This is a genomic window from Streptomyces sp. NPDC053750 (genome assembly GCF_044544295.1).
Taxonomy (GTDB): domain Bacteria; phylum Actinomycetota; class Actinomycetes; order Streptomycetales; family Streptomycetaceae; genus Streptomyces.
Genome location: NZ_JBITXB010000001.1, coordinates 168,921 through 191,332 on the forward strand (window position 1 = coordinate 168,921; position 22,412 = coordinate 191,332).

Consider the following 22,412-nt stretch of genomic DNA (forward strand, 5'->3'; position numbering starts at 1 on the left):
TGGACTTGATCTAGATCTCGCTCTAGATCGTAGCGTCGGTGGCATGACCGTTACTGATCAGCAGCCGCTCGGCTCGCCCTTCTCCGCCTCCACCACGGCCGAGGACATCGTGGCCGGTCTCGACCTCTCCGGAAGGACGGCCGTGGTGACCGGGGGTTACTCCGGGCTCGGTCTGGAAACCACCCGGGCCCTGACGGCTGCCGGAATCCGGGTCATCGTTCCCGCCCGCCGCCCCGGCGTTGCCCTTGCCGCTCTGAAGGAGGTGACGAACTGCGAGGTCATCCCCATGGACCTGGCCGACATCGACAGCGTCCGGTCAGCCTCCGCGCACATCAGCGACCATGTCGACCGGCTCGACCTGCTGATGGCTGTCGCCGGAGTCATGGCCACCCCGGAGCGGCGCGTCGGCCCCGGCTGGGAAGGCCAGCTCACCGCCAACCACTTCGGGCACTTCACCCTCGCCTGCGAGCTCTACCCGCTCCTGGCCGCCGCAGACGGCGCACGCGTCGTCGTCAACAGCTCGGCCGGACACACTCTGACCGGCATCCGCTGGCACGACCCGCACTTCCGTACCGGCTACGACAAGTGGCTGGCCTACGGCCAGGCCAAGACCGCCAACGCCCTGTTCGCCGTGCACCTCGACGCCGTAGGGAAGGGCGACGGCGTCCGGGCATTCGCCCTCCACCCCGGCAAGATCATCACCGGACTCCAGCGGGAGATGACCCTCCAGGCGCAGATCGACCGCGGCTGGGTGGACGAGCACGGCAATGTCGTCGGCGATGGTTTCAAGACCCCCTCCCAGGGGGCCGCCACCGGTCTGTGGGCCGCCACGTCCCCGCTTCTCGACGGCCGAGGGGGCCTCTACCTGGAGGACTGCGACGTCGCGCACGTCTCCGCTCCCGGCACCCCCATGGATGACGGCGGCGTCCGCGCATACGCCATCGACCCCGACGAGGCGGCCCGGCTCTGGTCCCTGTCTCTCGCCGCGACCGGCGCCACGCCGATCAGTCGATGAACCCGCGCTCTGCATATGCCGCGCTCGGGCTGAACCCGGGGAAGCCTGCGCGTACGCCGGGCAGGCCCTACCAACTGGCCCTCACGGTGCACGACCGGCATGGGCCGGGTTCGCGAGATCCGTCGCGTGCTCACCCCGCATCGGAACGAGCGCTGCGTCCGCGAGCTGGACGGCCGCCGGTACGACTGGTCGACGACGGTCAGCGCGCTGAGTCGTTGCACCGGGCGATCTCGTCGACGAGTTCGGCGAGACTCTGGATCCGGAAGGTCGGCAGCTCCCTGGCCTCGGCGTTGTTCCACTGGATGGTGGCCCCAGGCACTCGACGCACGAGCGCGGTGTGCATCCCCGCTTCGCGGGCCGGCCGGATGTCGTTGTCGCAGCGGTCGCCGACGTAAGGGACGGACACCCCTGTTGCCGGGCAGGTGCGTTCTCCCTGCAACGCGGGTGCCTGCGCCGCTAGATTGAGTGCCTGATCGTCCAGGCCAAGCGTCAGGAGCTTCCGCCGTGTCAGACTCCTCCCTGTCCCAGACCGCCGAGAGCGCGGAGATACGCGCCCGGATCGACACCAGCAGGCCCCACTCGGCCCGGTTCTGGAACTACTTCGTCGGCGGCAAGGACAACTACGAGGTCGACCGGGAGATCGGGGAGCAGATCAAGGAGATCTTCCCCAGCCTCGTGGACGTGGCGCTGAGCAGCCGCCTCTTCCTGGGCCGCGCCGTCCGCCACCTGGTCGCGGACGCGGGCATCCGCCAGTTCCTGGACATCGGCACGGGCCTGCCCACCGCCGACAACACCCACGAAGTGGCCCAGCGCGCCGCTCCCGACGCCCGGATCGTCTACGTCGACAACGACCCGATCGTCCTGGCGCACGCCAACGCCTTGCTCACCAGCGCCCCCGAGGGCAAGACCACCTACCTGGACGCCGACCTCTACGACCCCGAGGCCGTCCTCGAAGCCGCCGCCGGCACCCTCGACCTCTCCCGGCCGATCGCCCTGATCATCCTCAACACCCTCGGCCACGTCGCCGACTACGCCCAGGCCCGTGACCTGGTGGGCCGCCTCATGGCCGGCCTCCCGTCCGGCAGCCACCTGGTGATCAGCGACAGCACCGCCACCAGCGAGGGCATGATCGCCGCCTCGAAGGCGTACAACGCCAGCGGGGCGACGCCGTACTACGTCCGCGAGGTCGAGGAGATCGCCGGCTTCTTCGAGGGCCTGGAGCTGGTCGAACCGGGTGTGGTCCAGGTGACGGCATGGCGCCCGGAGCCTGGTGAGCGGGCGGAAACGACGGTGGACGCCTACTGCGGGGTGGGACGCAAGCCGTGAGGCGGGCGGGCGTGGCTCCGGAGGGCGGCGGCCTCGACGACCCCGCTGAGAACTGAACCATGCTGGGCGTCCTGCCTCAAGGGTGAACACCCAGTGCCGGACCGCTCTGCCCCCCGGCCACTCCTTCGGATGAACGCAGACCTCTTCCATAGCCGTCCCGGGGCGACCCGTTGACGAAGTGAGCGCCGCTTTCCTGCGGGGTCATGAACGTTTCGCCGACCGCCACGGGATGTGGGCGGTGCCGGGAGCGGGAGGTCCGGCGTGCCCGACCAACGTCGCTACGATCGGCGTCTCCACAGGCCAAGGCAACCCATGCTTGCCGTCATGCAGGCTCATGACCTGCTGCTATGCCGCTATGCCGCTATGCCGTCATGCAGCGCGACGCGGATGCCCGCCTGTTCGTTCGACGACCGGGAGGTACGCGCACCCATGACGCACGAGCGAGAGAGCCGGCACCCGGAACAACCGGGGGAACAGCTGGCGCGACTGCTCCGGCGCTGGTGGGAGGAGGCGGGTGGCTCGACCGACGGCAGGCGTCCCACACAGCAGGCGCTGGCCGCGCGCCTCGGCATCGACCAGACGACACTCTCGCGCTACCTGAACCCGAAACACACCTCCACCGCGCCCTTGAGGATCGTGGAAGCCCTGCACACCCACCTGCGGGCGCCGGCGACGGAACTGGAGCCGGCGAGGTCGCTGAGCAGGGCCGCCCTGGAGGAGAACAACAGCCGGCAACGCCCGGCCGACCCGGACCTCACGGCCGCCCCCCGCGCCTCCGCCACCTCCGGCGCCACCACCGGCACCACCAGCGCCCCGACCGACCGCGGCCCCCGGCTCCGCCGGGCCCGTGCCTTCCTGGCGCTCGCGATCACGGCCGCCCTGTCCTTCGCTGCCGGGCTGTACGTCGACGAGCGGCCCACCCCCACCGGCCAGGCAGCCACCGAGGTCAAGGCACGGGCCGCGGCGGGCGGCGGAGCCGTGGACAAGGAGCGGGAGAAGTGGCCGCTGCTGTACATGAAGAAGGAGACCGTGGACGAGTACTCGTGGGGCCGCGCCTTGCAGAACCTGCTGAAGGCGCACGGCTACGACCTGCGGGCCGACGGCCTGTTCGGCGAGGCGACCCACGAAGCGGTCATGGACTTCCAGCAGAAGCACCATCTCCCGGCCGACGGCAAGGTGGGGAACCGTACCTGGCCGGAGCTGTTGAAGCAGGTCGAGCCCGGTTCCACGGGCCCGGCGGTACGGGCCGTACAGGACCTCCTGAACAACGTGGGCCTGGGAGCCACGGCGGTCTCGGGCGAGTTCACGGCGGCGACCGCCGAGGACCTGAAGTACTTCCAGCGCACCCACCGCCTCCGGGTGACCGGGAAGACGGACCGGGCGACCTGGCTGGCCCTGCTCGTCAACCAGCGCCCACCGGTCAGCGCACCGGAGTACCAACGCCCCGAGCGCCGCTCGCCCGTGCCCCCTGCATGACCTCTCCAGGCACCGCATGGCCGCAGGTCACAGCCCCGCGATGTGCGGTGCATGAGCGCGCATGGATGCACATGGGAAAGCCTGGCACATCGCGTTCGCCGACCGATTCCACCGGCCATGCTGATGTGGCGACCGGCGCTCCCGGACCTCGCCGCCCCCGCCTCATCGACGGGGGCGGCACCCGGGACCAGTAAGGAAGACCGCGCCCCGGTCCCACTCCCACCGACACTCTTCCGACTCTTCCGAAGGGGTACCTCCATGTCCGTCGTCCGCAAGACCATCACGTCCGCCCTGTCCGCAGTCCTGCTCGCCGGCGGACTCGCCCTCGGTGTCGCCGCTCCGGCGAGCGCGGCCACCTGCCCGTCGTCCGCGTCCCCCAAGATCGACGGCGCGGAGGCCAGCTGGACCCTGCGCTGCTCGGGCGGCACGGTCACGGTGTCCGGCTGGGTCGAGGACACCCGCATGGACGGCAAGTGCGCCGTGGTCCGCATCGTGGGCGGCAACGGCGAGACCAGGCGCGCCGAGGCCTGTAGCTCCGGCGTACGCGAGCAGTTCTCGCACAGCTTCGCCGGGACGAACAAGGCGGAGGCGCGCCTGGCCATCGCCTGACGACTCCGGACGGCTTCGGCCTGATTCCCGGGGCGGGCCACGCGGCCCGCCCCGTACCGCCTGAGCCGGGCCGCTCCGCTAGCGGGACAGGTTCGCCGGGGCGTTCGCGTTGATCGTCGGGCTGGTCACCACGGGGGGCAGCGCTCATCGGCCGGATACGAAGAAATGACACGGCGCAACGAGAATACGCCGCAGAACTCATCGATCATTGGGGCTTCCAGCCTCGGCGGTGGCGTGGTGCTGTTGCTCGGCGGCTGGGTACTGATGCGCCGGTTGAGGCCGGATCACTGATGAACCGCGCGGAGCGGGCAGTGTCATCAAGTTGTGCGTACCGGGGCAACTTCGCACCGCTCACGGTGCCGTGGCCCGAGATCGCGCGCCGCCTCGCCCGGTGACGGGGAGCGGCCGACGACGACCCGGCGGCCGGACATGGGGGCCTGCCCACTGCCTCCAAGTGCAGAGGTACGGAGGACCCCTTCACCGAATAGCGCCATCCAGACCTGAATCGCTCGGACTTCACGCGGCAGTTGGTGACCTTCCCTATGATCCGCACATGCGTGCCACATGGGCGGGGGCCACTTTCGTGGCAGGGCTGGTGCTGTACTTCGGCTGGGGCCTGGCGGGAATGGTGACCTTGGGGTGCGAGGCCCACCCAAAAGGGGGCTGCGGTGTTCCGGACGGCGGCGGGAAGTACTTCGCGGCTTTCATGATCGCGCCTTGGCCGCTTGCAATCTTCGTCAAGATCGCCGGACGGTACCGCAGGGACTGGCGCCCGGCTCTGGGCTACTCGGCCGGAGCGCTCGCGGGGGCTGCGGTCACGCTGGCCATGGGGACCACTGTCGGCCACTGGATCGTGGCGTTCATCCTTGTGTCGGTCGGTGCCTTGGTCCCGTGGATCGCACGGCGCAACACCGACCTGGCCAGGGAAGCGAGGCGTCAGGAGCGCGAGCGTCGTTTGCGTGAAGAACGGCGGGAGCGAGCCCGGGCCCGCAGAACAGAGCGCCGACGAGAACGGCGCCGGCGCCGACGCGAGGAGAACAGCAGCGTGTGACTTCTCGGAACGGTGCCCTGACCACGAGGTCACCTCCATGACCTCGTGGGATGCATGCGGGAGAGTCCGGCCTCGGCGCTCCTCATCCTTCGAGGGAAGCCACGTTCTCCTTCCCGGCGACGAAGTCGAGACCCGGCTGGTTGAACCGGGGCGCCAGGGGTCGCCTGGGAGCGCCAAGTGGCTGTGAGCCATAGCAAGTTGGTGGTCTCATGGCGCATGCGGTAGATCTCGTGGTGCATCACGCCGCGTAGATCGGGGGAGCCTATGGCAGCCGACAACTCGAACAACACCAACACGTCGCCGTCGCCTGGGGAGGAGCCACCCAGGCCGGACCAGCGCCCACCTGCGGCACCGCCTGTCGACCCAGCGATCACAGCGGCCCGCATCAGTGCCCGCGCAACTTTGATCGGAGCCGGTTGCGCTGTGCTGGCGGCTGTGATCGGTCTTGTCGCCGCTTCTGGCGACGGCGACAAGAAGGAAGACGCAACGCCCTCGGCCACGGCCACTACTCACGCCGCGAAGCCCACCGCTCCCACCCCATCGTCTCCGGAGTCGTCACCCTCAGTCGATGCGGAGAGCCCCGAGTCGAGCATCGACCCCGCAGAGCCCTTCCCGGGGGAGCCGCTACCTCTCCGCCTCAACGGCGACAGCACATGCGACTACGCCAGCCACATCGACTTTGACTCGTACCCCTTCGTCGCCCGAGTCGACAGGACCGAGCCCGACGCCGAGGATGCAGCCGCACCAGCGGATTTGAACTGGTACGGCTGCTCCCCGGTCGAATTCGGGACGGCGCGAGACAGCCGCGCCGGCGTCCTCTCGAAGCGCCAACCGTTCAGCAAGGAAGCCTGTGAGGCTGCCGCGAACGGGGGTGGACTCGAAGGCGTCCTCATGCACTCGAATGCAGTGGAGGAGGCCGGGATCATCGCAGGCAACTCGATCTGTGTGATCACAGACAAGGGCAGACTGGTTCGCGCTCAGATCGTTGAAGCCCCCTGGGCGCCGAATTTGTCCCTGAAGATCACCACGGTTTCGTAGCACTGGGCATAACCGGCCTGAGCGTCCACGGACCTCAAGGGCCTGAGCCACCGAAAGCACGCCACGGCGGCGGGAGGGCCGGACGGTCGCCCGTCACGTGTGCCTCGCTCAGCCCCGGACCGGCCATCGGCCACGCCTCTTCGATGACGGCGAGCGGCCCATGACGACCCGGCGGCCGGACGCGGGGCTCGCCCACTGCCTTGGAGGTGCGGAGGTACGGCGGGGCCCCTTCACCTATAAAGACGGGCGATGGCGGACACCCTGCTGACCTGCGGAAACACGAGAAGTGCGTTCCAGTGTGGAATTGCATCATCCAGAGCTGAATAGATCGAGTGGGGCATTCAGTGCCGAATCGGTAGACGTCAACGCGGGAACAGGTCAGTCAGCGCTGCACGCCTTTCATTCACCCTTGGGGGTACTTTGCGCGTGCGGCCCGGCGAGTGACCCGGATCGAGACCGTGAACAGGCGGACAGGGTGAGGTGAACGACTTCACCGTCCACCCCTCGGTCTCCGCCGCGCACGGTCTCTGGTTCCGGGGAAGAGGCTTCACCACGACGGGATACGCGGCTCACAACGCCCTGGCCGACGCCGACCTCAGCGTCAGCGCGTACAAGCTGTTCCACAAGATGTGAGCCCTTCAGAACCGCAAGGACCACGGCCTGGTGCTCATCGAGAGTCAGGTGAAGTTCGCCGAGCAGGTGGGCATGTCGCAGGCCTCCGTCTCGCGCAGCCTCAAGCAGCTCGCCGCGCAGGGGTTCATCTACCCCGAGGGACGCAACTGGCGTATCCGGGCCGACTTCCTCTTCAACGGCAACGGCAACGGCAACGGCAACGGCAACGGCGCGGCGCAGGGTCGGGCAGTTCAGGGCGTCCCCGCCGGCACTCCCGACCCGTACGCGGGGACGCGCACCGACCTGACCGTCATCGACGGGGGCAACGAGGACCAGGTCGACGACCAGCGCTGATGGGTGCTGGACGCCACCCCGGGCGAGGCTGCTCCGGCCTGTTTGCCCACGGGCTATTCGGCGACGCCGTCGTCCGGGGTCACCGAAGTGATGGCGACCGTCGGAGGCGGGGGCGTGGGCGTGTACACGTACGCCACTGCCAGGCCCGGCGTATCGTCTGCGGGCTCGATCCTCGTCTTGCGCACCTCCGTGCCGTCCTGGCGCGGTGGTCCGAGCAGCACGCCGAGCCGGGGCACCATTTCCAGCTCCTGCCGTAACGCCTCCAATGCCTGCGCCGCGCCAAGATCCTTAGCCCGCTGGGCCGCGCGCACCGCACAGCAGCGATGACGCCACTCACTGGTCCTGGGCCTCCTGCTTCAGGCGTGCCGCCAGGTCGATGCCCTCCTGCACGGCGATGTCGAGGTCGGGGTCCTGGTGCAGGCGGATCCTGCCCCGGTAATCGACGATGACGGCGGCGACGGCCCTGAGATCCGTCTCCGACGACGCTTCCAGTGCGTGCTGGAGATCGGCTTCCAAGGCCTCTCGGTCACCGGGGAAACCGTGCCTGGACCGCAGAGCAGCTCTTAAGTCGCCGATGGTCTTCAACGGCAACGGTGCGGGAATGGCTGTGTCGGCATGCTGGGCGCCCACGATCATCTGCTCCTCGGTCTCCCCAGTACTACGCGGAGCGTCGTGCAGGTCTCCCACCGGCCGCAGGTCCGACCGGCACCGCGCCGACGGTCAGGGAGCCTCCGGCCAGCCTCGGCGCATCGCGTCGGTGAAGGAGTGCCACGCCGAGGCCCCCACGGCCGTGACGAGTTCGTCGCCGAGCTTCGTATCGCGCAGGAGTATCCGGCCGCCGTCGCGTGCTCCCTCGACGCATTCGCCCCCCGCGCCGTTGCTGTAGGACGACCTGAACCATGTGAGGTGCCGCTCGACGCCGTCGAGGCGGTTGTTCACTGTGCGCATTCCTTCACCACGTTCCTGATCAACTGAATGGTCCGCCGCGGACTCAGGGCAGCAGCTCGCAATTCGTCGAACGCCCGGTTGTACTCGCGGACATGAGGCTCACCCTCCAAGTACATCGCATCGGTGATGCCGTCCCTGTACACGATGTCCGGGTCCTCCGGGTCGGGGAAGCCCAACATGGTGAAGGGCCCCGTGGTCGGGCATGTGCCGGCGTCGAAGGGAAGCACCTGCAGCGTCACACTCGGCTGCTCGACGGCGTCCAGTACGTGCTCCAGCTGCGCGCGCATCAACGCGCGATCGCCGATCACCCTGCGTACCGCTCCTTCGCTCACGACGAACCAGCAGTCGGGCGCGTCGGGCGCACTGAGCATCGACTGGCGCTCCAGACGTACCCGTACGGCACGGTCGATGTCGGCGGGCGGCAGGTACGACCCGCATGTGTGGAGCTCACGGGCGTACGGCTCGGTCTGCAGGAGACCGGGCAGGACCTCGCACTGGTACTGCCGCAGAGTGGAGGCGTCCTGTTCGAGGCCGATGTAGATGGAGAACCACTCGGGCACGCCGGAGCCGTGGACCTGCCACCAGCTGCGCGTCTTGGCCTGCCGGGCCAGTGACTTCAGGAACTCGCGCAGTTCGTCAGTGGTCTCGTAGAAACGGCACAGGGCGTCCACGTCGGACGGTTGGACCCGCCCACTGCCGGTCTCCATCCGGTTGACCTTGGAACCGCTCCAATCCAGCGCCGCCCCCACTTGGGCGCAGGTCAACGCGTTCTTCTCCCGGAGCTTCTTCAGCTCGATGGAAAGTCGACGCCGACGTGCCGTGGGTGAGCCGGCCATCCGAACCCCCTTCTTGTCGAACGGAGTTCAGTCTCCGTGCCAAGGGCCTCGCACGCCAATCACCCGATGGTGGGATTCTCTCCGTGCACATTGCACGGCGGGATTTGTGCCGGCCATGCTGGAGCAGAGGGCCGAGGCGGGGCCGGCGGGGCGCCGACCCCGATGACGTCTGTTTGGACCGGCAGCGACGAAAGGTTCAGAAGTGATCCCGAACGCGTGCATGGTGCGATCCCCGTACGTCGTGGAATTCACCGCCCAGGAAGAGGAGGTCGCCGCCCTGCGGCGCAAGGTGCGGACACGACTGGACGCCTGGGGCCTACGAAGTGTCGTGGACGAGGCTCAACTCTGCGTGAGTGAGCTGGTGGCCAATGTCATCACCCACGTCGGAGCCGGGACTCCGACCACACTGGCCGTACTGATGAACGGCACCTTCCTGCGCATCGAGGTGCATGACCCGGACACCCGGGCACTGCCCACGCTCGTCGCCGCGGACGTCCAGGCGGAGTCGGGACGCGGTGTGGCGCTCGTCGACGCGGTCGCCGACCGGTGGGGCGTGCTGCTTAGTGCCGACCGGAAGGTGACCTGGTGCGAGCTCGCCACGGGTTTGACCTCGCCGGGGGACCATGGCGGCGGTCCTCGAGTGGTCCGCGCCGAGGCGATGCTCGGCCTCTATGGATTCGTGAGACCGGAGAACCGGGCACGTCGATCCGGCGCGGTGAGCGCCACCGAAGGGGAGGAGGCGGCGATCTTCATCATCGCCGACCTCCTCCACTGGCTCAGCGCGCACGGCCGCGATGCGGACGAGGTGCTGGACCGTGCCCAGACGCGCTTCGAGACCGAGGCGGCCGGGACCTGGTCGTGACGCGCGTCAGGGGACGAGCGCGGGGGTGAAGAACCCCAGGGACGGTGTCTCCGGCGCCCCCACCAGCAGGGCGCGATCGAGTAGGACGTTGTTGTGCTCGCAGCTGGTCTCCGGTAGCAGGACACATGCATGGCAGGCGGCGAGGTTGACGCTTCCCGCGCCTCCCGCCGACTCCATGCACAGGGGGTCGGCGGAGCACCATTCGGCGCGCCGCAGAGCCGAATTCAGTGTCCCGGCCAGTTGGGACGGCTCGCCCTGTGCCACCAAGCCACCGAGGCTGCCGGCCGAGTCGCTGGTGGCCGTGTAGATCAGCACACCGGCCGTGGTGTCGTCGGCGTAGAGCCGCTCGCGAAGGGCAGCCGCCGGGTAGCCGGCCTCCAGGCTCCACTCGTTGATGAGTATGTGCGCCAGCGTGTGGAGGAGCACTATACGGGGCGTCGCGGGCGAGGAAGGGACTTCCGCAGGGTCGGTGGCTCGTTCTCTCAGCAGGCGGTCGTGATGTGTGCGCATGCGCTCGACACGGGCGGCCACCGCCTCGGACTCGGCCCAGTCGTCCAGGCGCTGCTCGTCGAGACGTACGAAGACGCCCTCGCCGCGCACCTCCATCGCGGGCAGCCAGTCGGTCGGCATCAGGGACAGGGAGGCCTCGTGACCCTCGGAACTCGACTCGGGGTTCGCGATGCGGGTGAATGCCTTGAGAGCTCGCACCTCGCGCAGGCGCTTGACCAGCATCGGCCTCTCGACGCCGAAGGGAGCGAGGTCGGCGGGGTCCGAGACGGGCGGCTCGCAGATGAACTGTTCCTCGCGCCCCTTCTCCCGCAGGGCGTTGCCGGCGCACAGGCGCTCGTACTCCTGGCGGCGCAGCGCCTGATAGCGGTTCGCCGGCCCGGCGTCCCCGGTACCCTCCTCGGCCGGGTCCTCCGCCTGCTCCGCCTCCAGCAGGGCCATGACGGCGTCGACCGAGATCGAGCCGTCGTTCGGGAAGGCTGCCATGAGGTGGATCTCGATCTTTTCGCGGGACCCCAGGGACCGCAGGCGCTCCCAGTGTCCTGTCAGCCTGTCGGCCAGGCCGTCGCTCCACGGTGGAATGGACAGAGCGGACTTCAGTACGGGCTGCCAGACCGCCGAGGAACCGCGCTGGAGCGTACGGGGCGTCTGCGTGCAGAACTCGGCGGGGGCGTCCTTGAGCCAGGGCCGCCTGCCCTCGCAGCGCACTCCGAGGTCGGTCAGCGCAGAGCGACGGAAAGCACCCTCCATGGACACCTCCGGCACACCGCAGGTGCACGAGATGAGGATGGAACGCAGCGATGCGCTCTGGCCTGAGAAGCGCATGCTCATTTCGCCGCCGCAGTGCCCGGAGGCGCCCTCCTCCCGGTTCCTGCGGTGCAGCCACTTCCAGAAGGGGAAGTCGTCGAGGTGGCCGTCCTCGCACGCCATGACGAAGCGGGACGGCACGAGTGGCTCGTCGTCGCAGTCCGTGCAGACGTTCTTGCCCGGGGGCGGGTTGAAGCCCCGCACATGCTGGAGGGACTGACAGCTCGGACACGAGTGCCACAGCGGGAACCGTCGTACGCGCACTCCGTCCTTGCTCGTGTCCTCCGAGGCCGGGGGCAGTCGGAAGTGGCTCACCCCCAGGACGTGGGCGAGGCGGTGCTCATGGATGATCGGCGCCTCGTCGAGGGGCCAGCTCCGGTGGGCGTCGTCGATGCCGGAGACGATGAACGACTCGTTGTCGACGGCGATCAGCGAGCCGACCCCGTACGTGGTGATCATCTGGGATCGTCGAACCGATCCGCGGCGGGGGAGGGCGAGGCGCGGTGCGGCCGAGACGCCATCGGCGCGACGGCTGCGACGCTCGCGGGGCGGGGTCATCGGGAAGCCTCCAGGAAGAGAGCGGACTGGGCGTCGACGTCGCGCAGACTCCACGGGGTGCGCCAGGCGTCGTCGTCCGAGGACTCGTCGTCGTACGACTTGAGTAGGGAGGGGGTGTGATTACCGCGAATGGGCTCGTACAGCAGACCGCCGTGGCCCCTTGCCATCTCCTCCCACCATTCGACGAACTCGTCGAAGGCGTCGGCGGTGTCCTCCGACTCCGCGGGGGAGATGCCCGAGACCCGGCTCGTCAGCAACGGCTTGATCTCGGTGTACAGGCGATCCACGTACGTGTCGATCCGGCCGGCTGCGTCGTTCTCGCGGGCCTCGGGGATGAGGATGCGGGCCAGCGCCACGACCACGGCGTGCAGGCCGCGGTCGCGCGACCGGGCGGAGAACGGTGTGACGGATGTCGACTCCACCTCTCGGTAGAGCGCGGAATGGAAGTGCAGGAAGTTCTCGTAGTGCGAACGGTCCCGAGGCCGGACCGAGTTGAGCATCACCGTGACCAGGCCGGGGTGGGCGCGGCCCACACGGCTGGTGGCCTGGATGTACTCGGCCGTGGTCTGGGGCTGCCCCATCACCGCCATCAGGCCGAGACGGTCGACGTCGACGCCGACGGCGATCATGTTGGTGGCCAGGAGGACGTCGCGGACGTCGGGGTCCGGGTAGCGCTTCTCGATCTCCTTGAGCCGGGCGGGAATCAGACTCGCGTCGACGCGGCTCGTCAGCTCGGAGTAGCGGCTGGAAGACCGGACTTCCGCGCCGTCGCGATCGGCGAGGAGCCGCAGATAGTCCTCGACGTCGTCGTTCACCTGGAGCTCCGCCGCCGACAGCAGACGGAGGCTGTTGAAGTAGCCGACCAACGTCCAGTAGGCGTCACGGACCTCGTCGCTCGTCTCGGTGCGCATGGCCTGGTGGAGCAGGGCCGCGTACGTGCGGATGAGAAGGGTGGACTGGCTGGTGCCCGGGGCGAGCAGACCCACGTAGCGGCGGCTGGCCTTGGTCTCGCGGGCGGTCTCCACGGCGAACCAGGAATCCCGGGCGTCCAGACCGGCCGGGGGGAACTGGCGTACGTCCCGGTCGAAGAGGTTCCGCCCCTGGTCGGCTGCGCGACGGATGGTCGCCGTGGAGGCGATCACCTTCGGTTGATCGGCGAGGGCGTCCACGGCCGTCTCGTACAGCCCGGTCAATGTGCCCAGCGGGCCGGAGATCAGGTGGAGCTCGTCCTGGACGATCAGCTCGGGCGGCGGAGTGGCCGCGCCGAGGCGGTCCCGGTTGAACAGTGCGGCGGTCTGCTTGCGCCACGGCATGGAAGCGAACTTGTCGACCGTGGCGATGACGAGAGTCGGTCGGGCCTTGTAGACGGTCTCGTCGACCAGGTGCACCGGCAGACCCGAGGCGAAGGCGCAGTCGGGGCCGGGGCAACGCACGTCCATGCGGACGTCGTCCTCGTCCACCGAGTAGTTGTGGGCGTCCAGCGCGGTGCCGCACCAGGGGCAGGCGTGGAGCTGCACCGGGTTCTCCGTTTGCAGGCTCTGCCCGGAGCGCAGCTTCGTCAGCTTGCCGGCGGCCGTCTTCAGGTCGTTCGGCGTGGCCGACTTGCCGACCCACATGCCGATCGAGATGTCCTCGTGGCCCAAGCGGTCGGGATCGGCCCGGCGCATCTGTTCCATGGCGCAGATCAGGATCGTAGCGCGCTCGAACTGCTGAAGGGTGAGCAGACGCAGTGTGTACCGCATGAGAACCGTGACGCCCCCGCCGTCGGGCCCGCGGCGCAACCGGCGCAGGAACGCGGTGAAGGCGATCAGACCGAGGTACGCCTCGGTCTTGCCACCACCGGTGGGGAACCACAGCAGGTCCGAGATCTTGCGGTCGGGATGGTTCGGATTGTCGATGCCACACAGGCACAGAAGGATGAACGCGATCTGGAACGGGCGCCAGCGCTGGACGGACAGATCCGGCGTGCCCACACGACCTGCCTTCACCCAGGCACTGCGCGCACGCTGCTCCGCCATGGCCCGGTTGGCCAGTCTGAAGGCCTCCATGACCTCCGGTTCGTCCGCGAGAATCCGGATACCCTCACGCATTCGGCCGAGGGCCTCGCGACAGGTGTCGAGCTGGGTGTGCGCTGCCTCCTCGTGGGTGGTGCCGGCGAGGGCGGTGGCCTCCGAATCCTTGGCCTCGATCCACTGCTCGTAGCCGCGGGCCAGCCCACGCAAGGCGGCGAGCACCTCAGCGTCCGAGTTCGTCGAGAGGCCGAGCATGCCGAGCGCCGAGCTGTCGATCTCCGGGTTGGAGTCGGTCAGCAGCACCTCGTGCGTGGGGACGAAATCGGAGCGGATCTCCGTGACCCCGGCACGCTCTATGTCGGTCAGACCCACCGGCGGCGGCGTCCAGTCCCAGTGGGCGGCGCAGCCGTGACCCACCGCGAACGTGGGGGCATGGCGATACAGCAGGCGACTCGTGGCCGCCTCCTCGTCGGGGGCGGTCAGAGCGGGGGGACGTTCGACGAAGGCGGAACCCCCGTTGGCCGCCCGGACCCGGAGGCCCGGCTGGAACAGTGCGAACGCGTCCTGGAGCTCGCGCTCACCCACGACGTGCGTGTTGATCAGAGTGACCGTGACGGTGACGGTGTCCGAGGTCACGTCCGTCGGTCGTACGAGGACATGGAGTTGCACGCCGTCGGCGAGGACGGGAATGGGCTTGAGAACCCCGGGGTTCGTCACGTCGACGGTTTGGTCCGGAAGGTCCAGTTCCCGGCGGCGCCATTGCTCGCGCTGGTCGCCCGTGGTTCTGGCCTCCGCGCGCCGGGCGGACACCGGCCGGCCCTCGGCATCCACGGGCTCGTACACGGCGGCTCGCGCGGAGATCACGATCTCGGAGCAGATCTCGGGCGCCACGGCGAAGGTGAGACCCATGGTGGACGGGCGCCGGTCACCGGCTGCCGGGGGCTGGACCGGGTCGTCGGTCTCTTCCGGGCTGTCCTTGCTGAGGAGCGGCGGCTCGTCCAATCCCTCCTCCTCCGCGGCGTCCTCCGACATGTCCTGCTGAGCCTCACGGTCGGCGGCCCTCGGGAACAGAACACCGATCGGGTATCGGGTGATCGGGGCGTCCTGGGTGAGGACCTCGACAGGGTCGTCGCCCGCCTCGACGTCCGGTCCGAGAAGCTCGCGGCGCAACCGGGCCACCAGCTCCTCGCGGACCCGGTAGTGCTCGGCGTGCGGGCTGTTCCGGTGCGTCATCCTTGTTCCTCCCCGGCGCGTTCGCCGCGTCGATACCTTCCGATTCCGGTGATCCGAGGGGCGATCCACACCCCGTTGTCGCCGAGCCCGGCGTTGGCCCCCGCCGCCGTGCTGCCCGCGACCGTCTCCAGGGTGTCCACACGCAGGCCGACGATCTCGGCCGGCCACACGACGTCCCACGAGCGCGAGACCTTTTCCGCCGCGTACAGGTCCCTGCGGAGGCGCTCGGAGGCCTCGCCGACGATCCGATCGCGGTGGACCAGGTCGTACGGCGGGCTCTGGTCGGGTCCCATGGGGAGCGTGTGCCGCCTCCGCAGGGTCACCGCGTCACCCGGACGTGCGTGCTCCAACAGGTAGGTCTGCGTGTCGGACGCCGACGTTTCCGGGTCGTGGGAGCCAGGAGGCTCCTCGTGGTGGATGTCGCCCGGCAGGACCTGGATGCCGTAGCGCTCGTACTTCTTCCATCCGCCCAGGTACCAGCGACCGGTGGGCCGATGGCGTCGTATGCGGGAGGTGTCCGGGCCGGCCACGTGGTAGAGATCCTCGCGAGCTCGCGTCATGGCCACGTAGAGAGCCCGCGCCTCGGCCGGCACGTCGAGCTCTTCGTGGGCCTTCTGCAACTCGGCGACGGAGGGAGGAGACAGCAGGAGCACGCGCTCGTACTCCAGGCCCTTGGCCCGGTGCACCGTCGAGACGATCAACCGAGCCGTCTCCGGGTCGCCCAGCTCGTCGGGGAACCGCCCCTCGGCCACCAGCCGCCGTACGGCGGCGACGTCGACGAGGCCGCGACCACTGCGCCTGGTGGCGGCCCGCAGGGAGCGCCAGCAGCGCTGGGAATCCACACCCGGAGGCAACGGGATCTCGGCAAGCAGCTCGAGGAACCGGGACTCGGTGAGCGTCAGCGACTCGGCCCGACGGAGCAGTTCCGCGGCCCAGTAAGGAACGGGGCGGTCCCTCAGGGAACGCTTCAGCGCGTGTGGTACCCCGTGCTCGTACAGGAGCTCCGAGACGGCGAGGGCCTGACGGTTGTCCCGGGTGAGAATCGCGCAGGTGCCGGGGAACGCCTTCAGGGAGTCCAGAGCGAACCCGTCGGCCAGGTCGCCGAGGCCGGGCAGGTCGAGGAGCCGGTCGCGCAACTCGGCGTGGAGCGACGCGGCCGAGGTCTCCTGGCCGATCGGAGGGACAGCCAGGTTCTGAAGACGAGGGCCGAGGGCGAGTGCGGTACGTGCTTCGGGGCTGCGCGCTCGGAAGTTCTGCGTCAGGCTGCGCTCGACGAGGTCGTCGTACGACATGCGCAGCCAGGCGAAGAACCGATCCGTCTCCCCGGCTCGCTCCTTCGGATCCTCGATCTGAAAGCCGTAGATGCCTTGGGCGGAGTCGCCGACCACGGTGAATCCGCACGAACGCTGGAAACGGTCGAGCAGCGTCTCCACCAGGTCACGACGGTCTCCCACCAGGTCCTGGGCCTCGTCGATCACCACATGCGAGGGAGCGCCGAGCTCACCGGCCTCCACCGCGCCCTTCTCGATCGCATCGGTGGCCGCACGGATGCGATCGTCGAAGCTGCGAGCCGCCCACTCCTCGTCCGGGTAGGCCTGTACGAGCAACTGGTACGCCCAGGAGTCGAAGGTCTGGACCCGCACCCTGCGGGCCCGGTCGCCGTGACGGGCGATCCTGTCCCGCAGCTCACGGACGGCGGCGCGGGAGAAGCTCAGGACGAGGACCTCGCCCGCCTCCAACGCCTCTTCGGGATCCTCGTGCCCCACCAGGGCGTCGAGGCGCCGTACGACTGTGTGGGTCTTGCCGGAGCCCGCCCCTGCCGTGACCAGGAGGCGGGTGTCCCAGGGGAGGTCGACCACTGCCCGCTGCTCCTCGGTGAGCGGAGGGCTGTCGCCGTAGGGGTCGATCACTTGCTGCTCCACAGGTGCTCGAACTGGGTGAACGCGAGGGCGGTGTCGAAGTTCTCGATGTTGTCGCGGACGTTGAGGATCAGGCAGGTCTCCTTGCCGCCGTTGAGGGGGCCGCGCAGCCCGCGCCCGATCATCTGCTGGTACACGTTGGGGCTGTAGACCGGGCGGGCGACGACGACGGCTCGGGTGGCGGGGGCGTCGAAGCCCTGGGTGAGGACGCCGTAGTTGGTGAGCACCCGGGTGCGACCCGCCCGGAAGTCGTCGATGCGTCGGCGACGGTCGTTGGCCGACGTGGTGGAGTCGACGGCGGACGCGGTGATGTCCAGGTCGCGCAGCTTCGCCGCGAGGTACTTGGCGTGGTCGACCGACGTGGCGAAGACGAGCACCGGCCAGTCCTTCGGCATGTCCGAGATCTCGGCGACGATTCGGGTGTTGCGGTCGTGGTCGTCGGCCAGGCGCTGCTCGGCAGCCCTGGAGAGGATGCTCAACTGCTCGGCGCGCTCCTTTTCCTCACGGGTCAGGGTGATCGTGCCGCCCTGCAGCAGGCGGTGCTCGACCTGGGCCAGCATGCCGAGGCTCTGCAGTTCGGCGTATGCGTCGTCGCCCGCGAAGACACCCTGGTCCAGACGCCGGCCGCCGAAGCGGTTGATCAGGCGGCGCGTCTCGTCCTGGTTGGTGTTCCGGAACGGCGTCGCGGTGAGCCCGAGGAGGTGACGCTCGGTGCGGGAGGCCGTCAGGCCCAGGAGCGCCAGGATGTCGGTGTAGCGAGGCGTGATGGCGGTGTGCGCCTCGTCGACGATGACGAGGGCCGCGTCACGCAGCCAGGCGTACGCGTCGGCGGCGAGACAGTTCGGCTGCTGGAGCTTGGCGTCCGTGGCGACGACCAGTTGCGGTCGGTCGGTGACCGGTCCCGCCTCGTTCGTCGACCACAGCCGGTTGATCGCCAGCGGCGTCTCGGCGCCGACCTTCTCCCACACGAACTTCCAGCTCTGAACCGCCTGCTCGCACAGCTCCTCGGTCTGGGCGATCCACAGGATGGGACCGTCGAGGCGGCCGACCTGCTTCACCCAGCGGATCACCGCCTCGGCCGTGACCCGCGTCTTGCCGGCACCGGTCGGCAGGGACAGCATGCCGCGCTGCGGAACCATCCGGTCCAGTAGGGCGAAGACATTCGCGGCCAGCCGCTCCTGGTAGTCGTGCAACCGCGGGAAATGGCGCGGCCCCTCCACGTCGATCCGCGGGTCCAAGGACGGCGCCCGGAAACCGGCGAAGGCGTCCGGGAAACCGTACTCGGCCACGAAGGCCACCGCGCTGGACGCGCCCGTGAACGACGACGGGGCATGGCTCGGGTAACGGCTCTGCAGGTCACGGGCATGGACCTGGAGCACGCTGTCTCCGTGGGCGTTGAACGCCATCTGCGCGACGCGGTAGTCAGCCGGGTCGGCTCCGCCGTTCTCCGCGCGCTCACCGTCCATCAGGCCGGCCGGCAGGCGGTCCCGCAGGGTCTCGGCCCCCAGCAGCAGCAGGAGCTTGGCCACCACGTCGTCGGCCTCACGCACGGCCTTCAGCGCGTTCTTGACCTTCTGGTCCTCCTCCTGCCGCTGCTGGGCCTCCAGAACCTGACGGCAACCGGACTCTCCCATACGCCACCGGAGTTCTCGGTCGGCGGCCATCAGGGCCTCGAGCCGGGTGGTGGGCTCGAGCACCAGGATCACCGACCCCTGCAGGCTGCTGTTCAGCGTGCGGGGCCGCATTCCGTTGGGGGTGCGCGTCACCTCCTCGAGGACCTTGCACCGCTGCAGCGTGTACTGATCGACCTGCGAGCCGCGCATCTGCCGCAGCGTGGGGTACGCCTCCTTGAGCGGGACGGCCTCACCGGCGGTCTCGTAACGGGTCTCGCGACTGATCACGTCCCCGTAGGGCAGCATCCCCCACTGCTTGACGAGCAGTGCGGCGTCGTCGGCCGACGCGGTCAACAGGGCGGGCAGCCTCTCGGCCCGCAGCTCCCGGTACTCCTCCTGCGAGGAGGCGACGGCGATCTCGCCGTCCGGTCGCGTGCCCCACTCGTCGCCTATGCGACACCGGGTGAGTGTGTCGTCCGGGAAGGCCACGTCCAAGCGCGTCAGCAGCACGTACGTGTTGCCGACGAAGACGTCGTCCTCGCTGTGCTGGAGCTTGTCCAGGAGCTGGGTCCAGAAGGCGTCGGGTACCTCCTCGACGCTTGCGGCGAGGCGAAGCTTGCGCGCCTTGTCGGCGCTGATCCCGGCGACGGGCAGTACGTCGCTGTACGCGGTGAGCTGAGGGCCGACCGCTTCGGAGATGGGGCGGATCCCCTGCGACGTCGGGACGAGGCCGTGCCGCTTGAGCATCCACCGCATGGGCGAGGCGACGGCGCGCCGGGTGCCGACCTGCGCACCGACCTGCAAGGTCCAGTTGTCGACGAGGGCGTCGTCGGGCAGCACCTTCAGGAAGTTGGCGCGGGCTTCGTCCGAGAGCTCGGGCAACAGATGCAACGGGCCGCCGATCGCGGCGCCCTCCAGCTTGATCCGGGCGAGGGTCGGCCGGGATGCCTGGTCGGGCAGGGTGGCGCAGTACTCCTTGTGCGCGACCTCACGGTACTTCTCGAACCAGGGCTCGTCCTCCGGACGGTGTCCCCCCGTGGGCCGGTCACGCAACCCCATCTCGCGGAAGAACGCCATGTCGTCCGAGTGGAACCGGGTGTCGACGGCGATGCCGGGGTCCGACTCCGGCGTCACGACCGGACCGGGCAGCAGGCAGCTCCCCATCGGTCGGGTGTGTCCGTCGCAGGTGCGCACGTGGAGCGTCGACAGCGGGTCGGCCACCCGTCGGACGACTTCGTGCGACAGGTGGCCGCTGCCGGCCTGGTGGAACAGTTCCCAGAATCGGGTCCACTCCTGCGGGCCGTACGAGGTGAACCCCTGCTCCAGAACGCTGATGAAGCGACCTCGGACGTCGGCTTCGCGGATGCCGAGCACCGTCAGAGCGCTGCCGAGTGAATCGTCGTCGGACAGGGCGCTGTCGACATAGACCAGGGCCTCGCGCAGCCCGTCCTGGTCGGTGCGGCGGAACACCTTGCCGACGACCGGGGCCACCATGCCGTGCTCCTCGGTCAGCACGATTCGCGCCGTGCGGGCCTCGTCCGCGAACGGCGAGGACGACTGGACCATGTCGGCGACGATGCGGACGGCGGTGCTGGACGCCGCGGCCGTACCGTCGGCGACCAGCGCCTCCAACCACTCCCGTACCGAGGCACGCGCGCGCTTGGCCGCCTTCAGGATGTGCTCCACCTTGCCCGCGCGGAGATCCGTGGCCTCCACGGAAGGGTGCAGCCAGTTCGTGGGCCGACCGGGGTACGAGTTCCAGAGGGTCAGCCAGCGGACCAGCGACTTGTTGTCCTTGCCGAGCGCCGGATGGATGTTCAGATGGCGAGGCACCTGCAGCCGGCCGTCCTGGTCCGGCAGCGACGGGCGGTGGGCGGTGGCCTCCCAGATCTGTTCGGTGAGGTAGCGGTCGGCCCAACTGACGGTCTCCGACTCACGGGCCCGTCCGGGCAGCAGCGGAAGGTACGCGGCAGGGTCCTCGGCGGGCGCCAGTCCGGGCAGCGACTCGACCACCAGCCGGGCGGCAACCCGGATCATCTCCTGGTTGAACGGGGAGGAGTCCAGAAGGTTCTGGCGGTCCTCGTTCGTCTTCCAGGCCCCGTTGAGTATTCCGCTGAGCGTCATCTCGTACTTGGTCGGGAAGAACGACCAGAACCTGCCCCGGCCCCTGGGAGAGGACATGAGCCCGGTGGTGGTGTCCTTCTCGTACTCGTGCACGGCCCACGAGATGTCCAGGGAGACACGGTCGTGCAGCTCGCCCGCGCTGGAACGGGCGGCGGCCGTCGGCTCGTGGTTGAGAGTGAACACCCGCCACCTGCCGGCCGAGGGATGCCGCCCGGGGCGCTCTTCCCGTACGGTGTGCAGCTCCCGGTCACGCTCGACGGTGAGCGTCCGCCGTACGACGGGGCGCGGGCGTCGGTCCTCCAGGATCACCTTGGCGACGTGCGGGGAGAAGAGCTGGAACCCGACAGGGAACTCCTCCCGGCCGCCGGTCGACTTCCCACCACCATGCATGTCCTGGCCGAGCCGGTCGGCGGCACCGTCGAGCAACGGAAGCCGGACGACGGTCGTGGCCCAGCCCAGGAGTTCGTCGAGCACGGGGTCGGCGGCACACTCGGCGACCTTGTCCAGGGGCCGGGCCATGCGCAGCACCGGAGCCTCGAACTCTTCGCCGAGCCGGGCCCTGACCTCGGCAACGGAACGAATCTGGTCGAGGGCCCACTCACGATCGAAGCCGAACGAGCCGGTGCGGCTGAAGAACTGCGGGGCGTCGGTCACGACGAGCACGGATTTCACGCCGACCCCGAAACGTCCGATCTGGCCGCCGCGTTTCCGCGACATGCTCATCCGGAGAATGGTCTCGGCCCCTTCCGGAGTGACCGGAGATCCCTCGTTGGCGCAGTAGAGATGCGTGTCCGTGAGAACGACATGCACGGAGCCGCCGGGCTCGGAGGCGATCTCGTCCGCGGCGTTCTGGACGAGTTCGAAGAGCTGCCGGTCACCGTATCCGCCTTGGGTGATCCGCCTTTCTCCGTTCGCATGCTCCGGGATGAGGCCGGGGTCGACGGCGTACGTCCTGAGGACACGGGAGGATTGCTCGACCACGGTCTTGAGCACGGGGGTCAGTTCGGGAGACACGGAACTCCGATCCGAGGTGATGGACCTGGCGGGAAGGCGGCGTGGGGGCCGTGACAGCTGCGGGTGATTGGACGGACGCCGCCGTCGTGGCGATGGTTCCTAGATGCGTCGCGTGTTCTGAAAGAAACCGATGACGACACGACTCAGGGACATGACAATGCCCTTGCGGCATGCCGCGCGTCGTACTGGAGAGGGGAAAGAATTGGGTGCAAAGCGGCCTATGCCTTCCATCCGGCACCGTGATGCCGTCGTGGAAACCATGGGCTGAACGGCACACTTCTATCCAGAGCGTCGAAGAATTGTTTCTTCCGAGACGGGTGGGGCCGCTGAACTGACCTTACCGAGCTATTCCGTTGGGGCGCAAGGGGGTTCGATTGGGAATTCATTGTCCGGCGAAACGGGCAAATGGGGATAAAGGTGCGAATGAAGGGCTCGGCTAATCCCCGGGTGGGTGCGCCTCTGTCAAAGCACGTTTGACATGGAGCGGCCTGTCAAACG

General features: G+C 69.0%; 18 protein-coding genes. 9 read left to right on the plus strand and 9 right to left on the minus strand.

From position 1 onward, the window contains the following. The first annotated feature begins 43 nt into the window (after positions 1 to 43). Entirely contained in the window at positions 44 to 1,015 is a 972-nt protein-coding gene (locus ACIGO6_RS00725) for an SDR family NAD(P)-dependent oxidoreductase (RefSeq protein ID WP_399869617.1), read from the plus strand. Positions 1,016 to 1,214: 199 nt separating this feature from the next. Here the strand turns inward: ACIGO6_RS00725 and ACIGO6_RS00730 are convergent, their stop codons facing one another. After that, on the minus strand, positions 1,215 to 1,421 hold the full coding sequence (locus ACIGO6_RS00730) for an HAD hydrolase-like protein (RefSeq protein WP_399869619.1): 207 nt from the start codon (positions 1,419 to 1,421) through the stop codon (positions 1,215 to 1,217). Between the two features lie 98 nt (positions 1,422 to 1,519). Between ACIGO6_RS00730 and ACIGO6_RS00735 the strand changes: the two genes are divergently transcribed. The 7 genes from ACIGO6_RS00735 (at position 1,520) to ACIGO6_RS00765 (ending at position 7,481) form a co-directional block, all read left to right on the plus strand. Then, positions 1,520 to 2,341: an SAM-dependent methyltransferase gene (locus ACIGO6_RS00735; RefSeq protein WP_399869621.1), complete on the plus strand. Its 822-nt coding sequence runs from the start codon at positions 1,520 to 1,522 to the stop codon at positions 2,339 to 2,341. Positions 2,342 to 2,770: 429 nt separating this feature from the next. Further along, complete coding sequence (locus tag ACIGO6_RS00740; RefSeq protein WP_399869623.1) at positions 2,771 to 3,817, plus strand: peptidoglycan-binding protein; 1,047 nt, start codon at positions 2,771 to 2,773, stop codon at positions 3,815 to 3,817. A 258-nt stretch (positions 3,818 to 4,075) separates the two neighbouring features. After that, on the plus strand, positions 4,076 to 4,426 hold the full coding sequence (locus ACIGO6_RS00745; RefSeq protein ID WP_399869625.1) for a hypothetical protein: 351 nt from the start codon (positions 4,076 to 4,078) through the stop codon (positions 4,424 to 4,426). Between the two features lie 553 nt (positions 4,427 to 4,979). Next, positions 4,980 to 5,477 (plus strand): hypothetical protein, encoded by a 498-nt coding sequence (locus ACIGO6_RS00750; RefSeq protein WP_399869626.1) that lies wholly within the window; start codon positions 4,980 to 4,982, stop codon positions 5,475 to 5,477. A 435-nt stretch (positions 5,478 to 5,912) separates the two neighbouring features. Next, a complete protein-coding gene (locus tag ACIGO6_RS00755; protein ID WP_399869628.1) occupies positions 5,913 to 6,515 on the plus strand; it encodes a hypothetical protein in 603 nt (200 codons plus the stop codon). Between the two features lie 480 nt (positions 6,516 to 6,995). Next, a complete protein-coding gene (locus ACIGO6_RS00760) occupies positions 6,996 to 7,148 on the plus strand; it encodes a hypothetical protein (RefSeq protein WP_399869630.1) in 153 nt (50 codons plus the stop codon). Positions 7,149 to 7,178: 30 nt separating this feature from the next. Next, on the plus strand, positions 7,179 to 7,481 hold the full coding sequence (locus ACIGO6_RS00765; protein ID WP_399869632.1) for a hypothetical protein: 303 nt from the start codon (positions 7,179 to 7,181) through the stop codon (positions 7,479 to 7,481). Positions 7,482 to 7,534: 53 nt separating this feature from the next. Here ACIGO6_RS00765 and ACIGO6_RS00770 read toward each other — a convergent pair whose 3' ends face one another. From ACIGO6_RS00770 to ACIGO6_RS00785, 4 genes are all read right to left on the minus strand, one after another. Next, a complete protein-coding gene (locus ACIGO6_RS00770; protein WP_399869634.1) occupies positions 7,535 to 7,720 on the minus strand; it encodes a hypothetical protein in 186 nt (61 codons plus the stop codon). A gap of 94 nt (positions 7,721 to 7,814) precedes the next feature. Further along, complete coding sequence (locus ACIGO6_RS00775) at positions 7,815 to 7,997, minus strand: hypothetical protein (protein ID WP_399869635.1); 183 nt, start codon at positions 7,995 to 7,997, stop codon at positions 7,815 to 7,817. A 204-nt stretch (positions 7,998 to 8,201) separates the two neighbouring features. Next, a complete protein-coding gene (locus tag ACIGO6_RS00780) occupies positions 8,202 to 8,420 on the minus strand; it encodes a DUF397 domain-containing protein (RefSeq protein ID WP_399869637.1) in 219 nt (72 codons plus the stop codon). Next, positions 8,417 to 9,265: a helix-turn-helix domain-containing protein gene (locus ACIGO6_RS00785; protein ID WP_399869639.1), complete on the minus strand. Its 849-nt coding sequence runs from the start codon at positions 9,263 to 9,265 to the stop codon at positions 8,417 to 8,419. The genes ACIGO6_RS00780 and ACIGO6_RS00785 overlap by 4 nt, the downstream gene beginning before the upstream one ends. A gap of 220 nt (positions 9,266 to 9,485) precedes the next feature. Between ACIGO6_RS00785 and ACIGO6_RS00790 the strand changes: the two genes are divergently transcribed. Then, positions 9,486 to 10,127, plus strand: coding sequence for an ATP-binding protein (locus ACIGO6_RS00790; protein WP_399869641.1), 642 nt, complete (start codon positions 9,486 to 9,488; stop codon positions 10,125 to 10,127). 6 nt (positions 10,128 to 10,133) lie between these two features. Here the strand turns inward: ACIGO6_RS00790 and drmB are convergent, their stop codons facing one another. Genes drmB through ACIGO6_RS00810 form a run of 4 tightly spaced genes read right to left on the minus strand, consistent with a single transcriptional unit; the run spans position 10,134 to position 21,914 of the window. Further along, positions 10,134 to 11,999 (minus strand): DrmB family protein, encoded by a 1,866-nt coding sequence (gene drmB / locus ACIGO6_RS00795; protein ID WP_399869643.1) that lies wholly within the window; start codon positions 11,997 to 11,999, stop codon positions 10,134 to 10,136. After that, on the minus strand, positions 11,996 to 15,244 hold the full coding sequence (locus ACIGO6_RS00800) for a helicase-related protein (RefSeq protein WP_399869644.1): 3,249 nt from the start codon (positions 15,242 to 15,244) through the stop codon (positions 11,996 to 11,998). Before ACIGO6_RS00800 ends, drmB begins: the two co-directional genes overlap by 4 nt. Continuing rightward, complete coding sequence (locus ACIGO6_RS00805; protein WP_399869645.1) at positions 15,241 to 17,154, minus strand: UvrD-helicase domain-containing protein; 1,914 nt, start codon at positions 17,152 to 17,154, stop codon at positions 15,241 to 15,243. Before ACIGO6_RS00805 ends, ACIGO6_RS00800 begins: the two co-directional genes overlap by 4 nt. Further along, positions 17,151 to 21,914 (minus strand): DEAD/DEAH box helicase, encoded by a 4,764-nt coding sequence (locus tag ACIGO6_RS00810; protein ID WP_399869647.1) that lies wholly within the window; start codon positions 21,912 to 21,914, stop codon positions 17,151 to 17,153. The genes ACIGO6_RS00805 and ACIGO6_RS00810 overlap by 4 nt, the downstream gene beginning before the upstream one ends. Between the last annotated feature and the right edge of the window lie 498 nt (positions 21,915 to 22,412).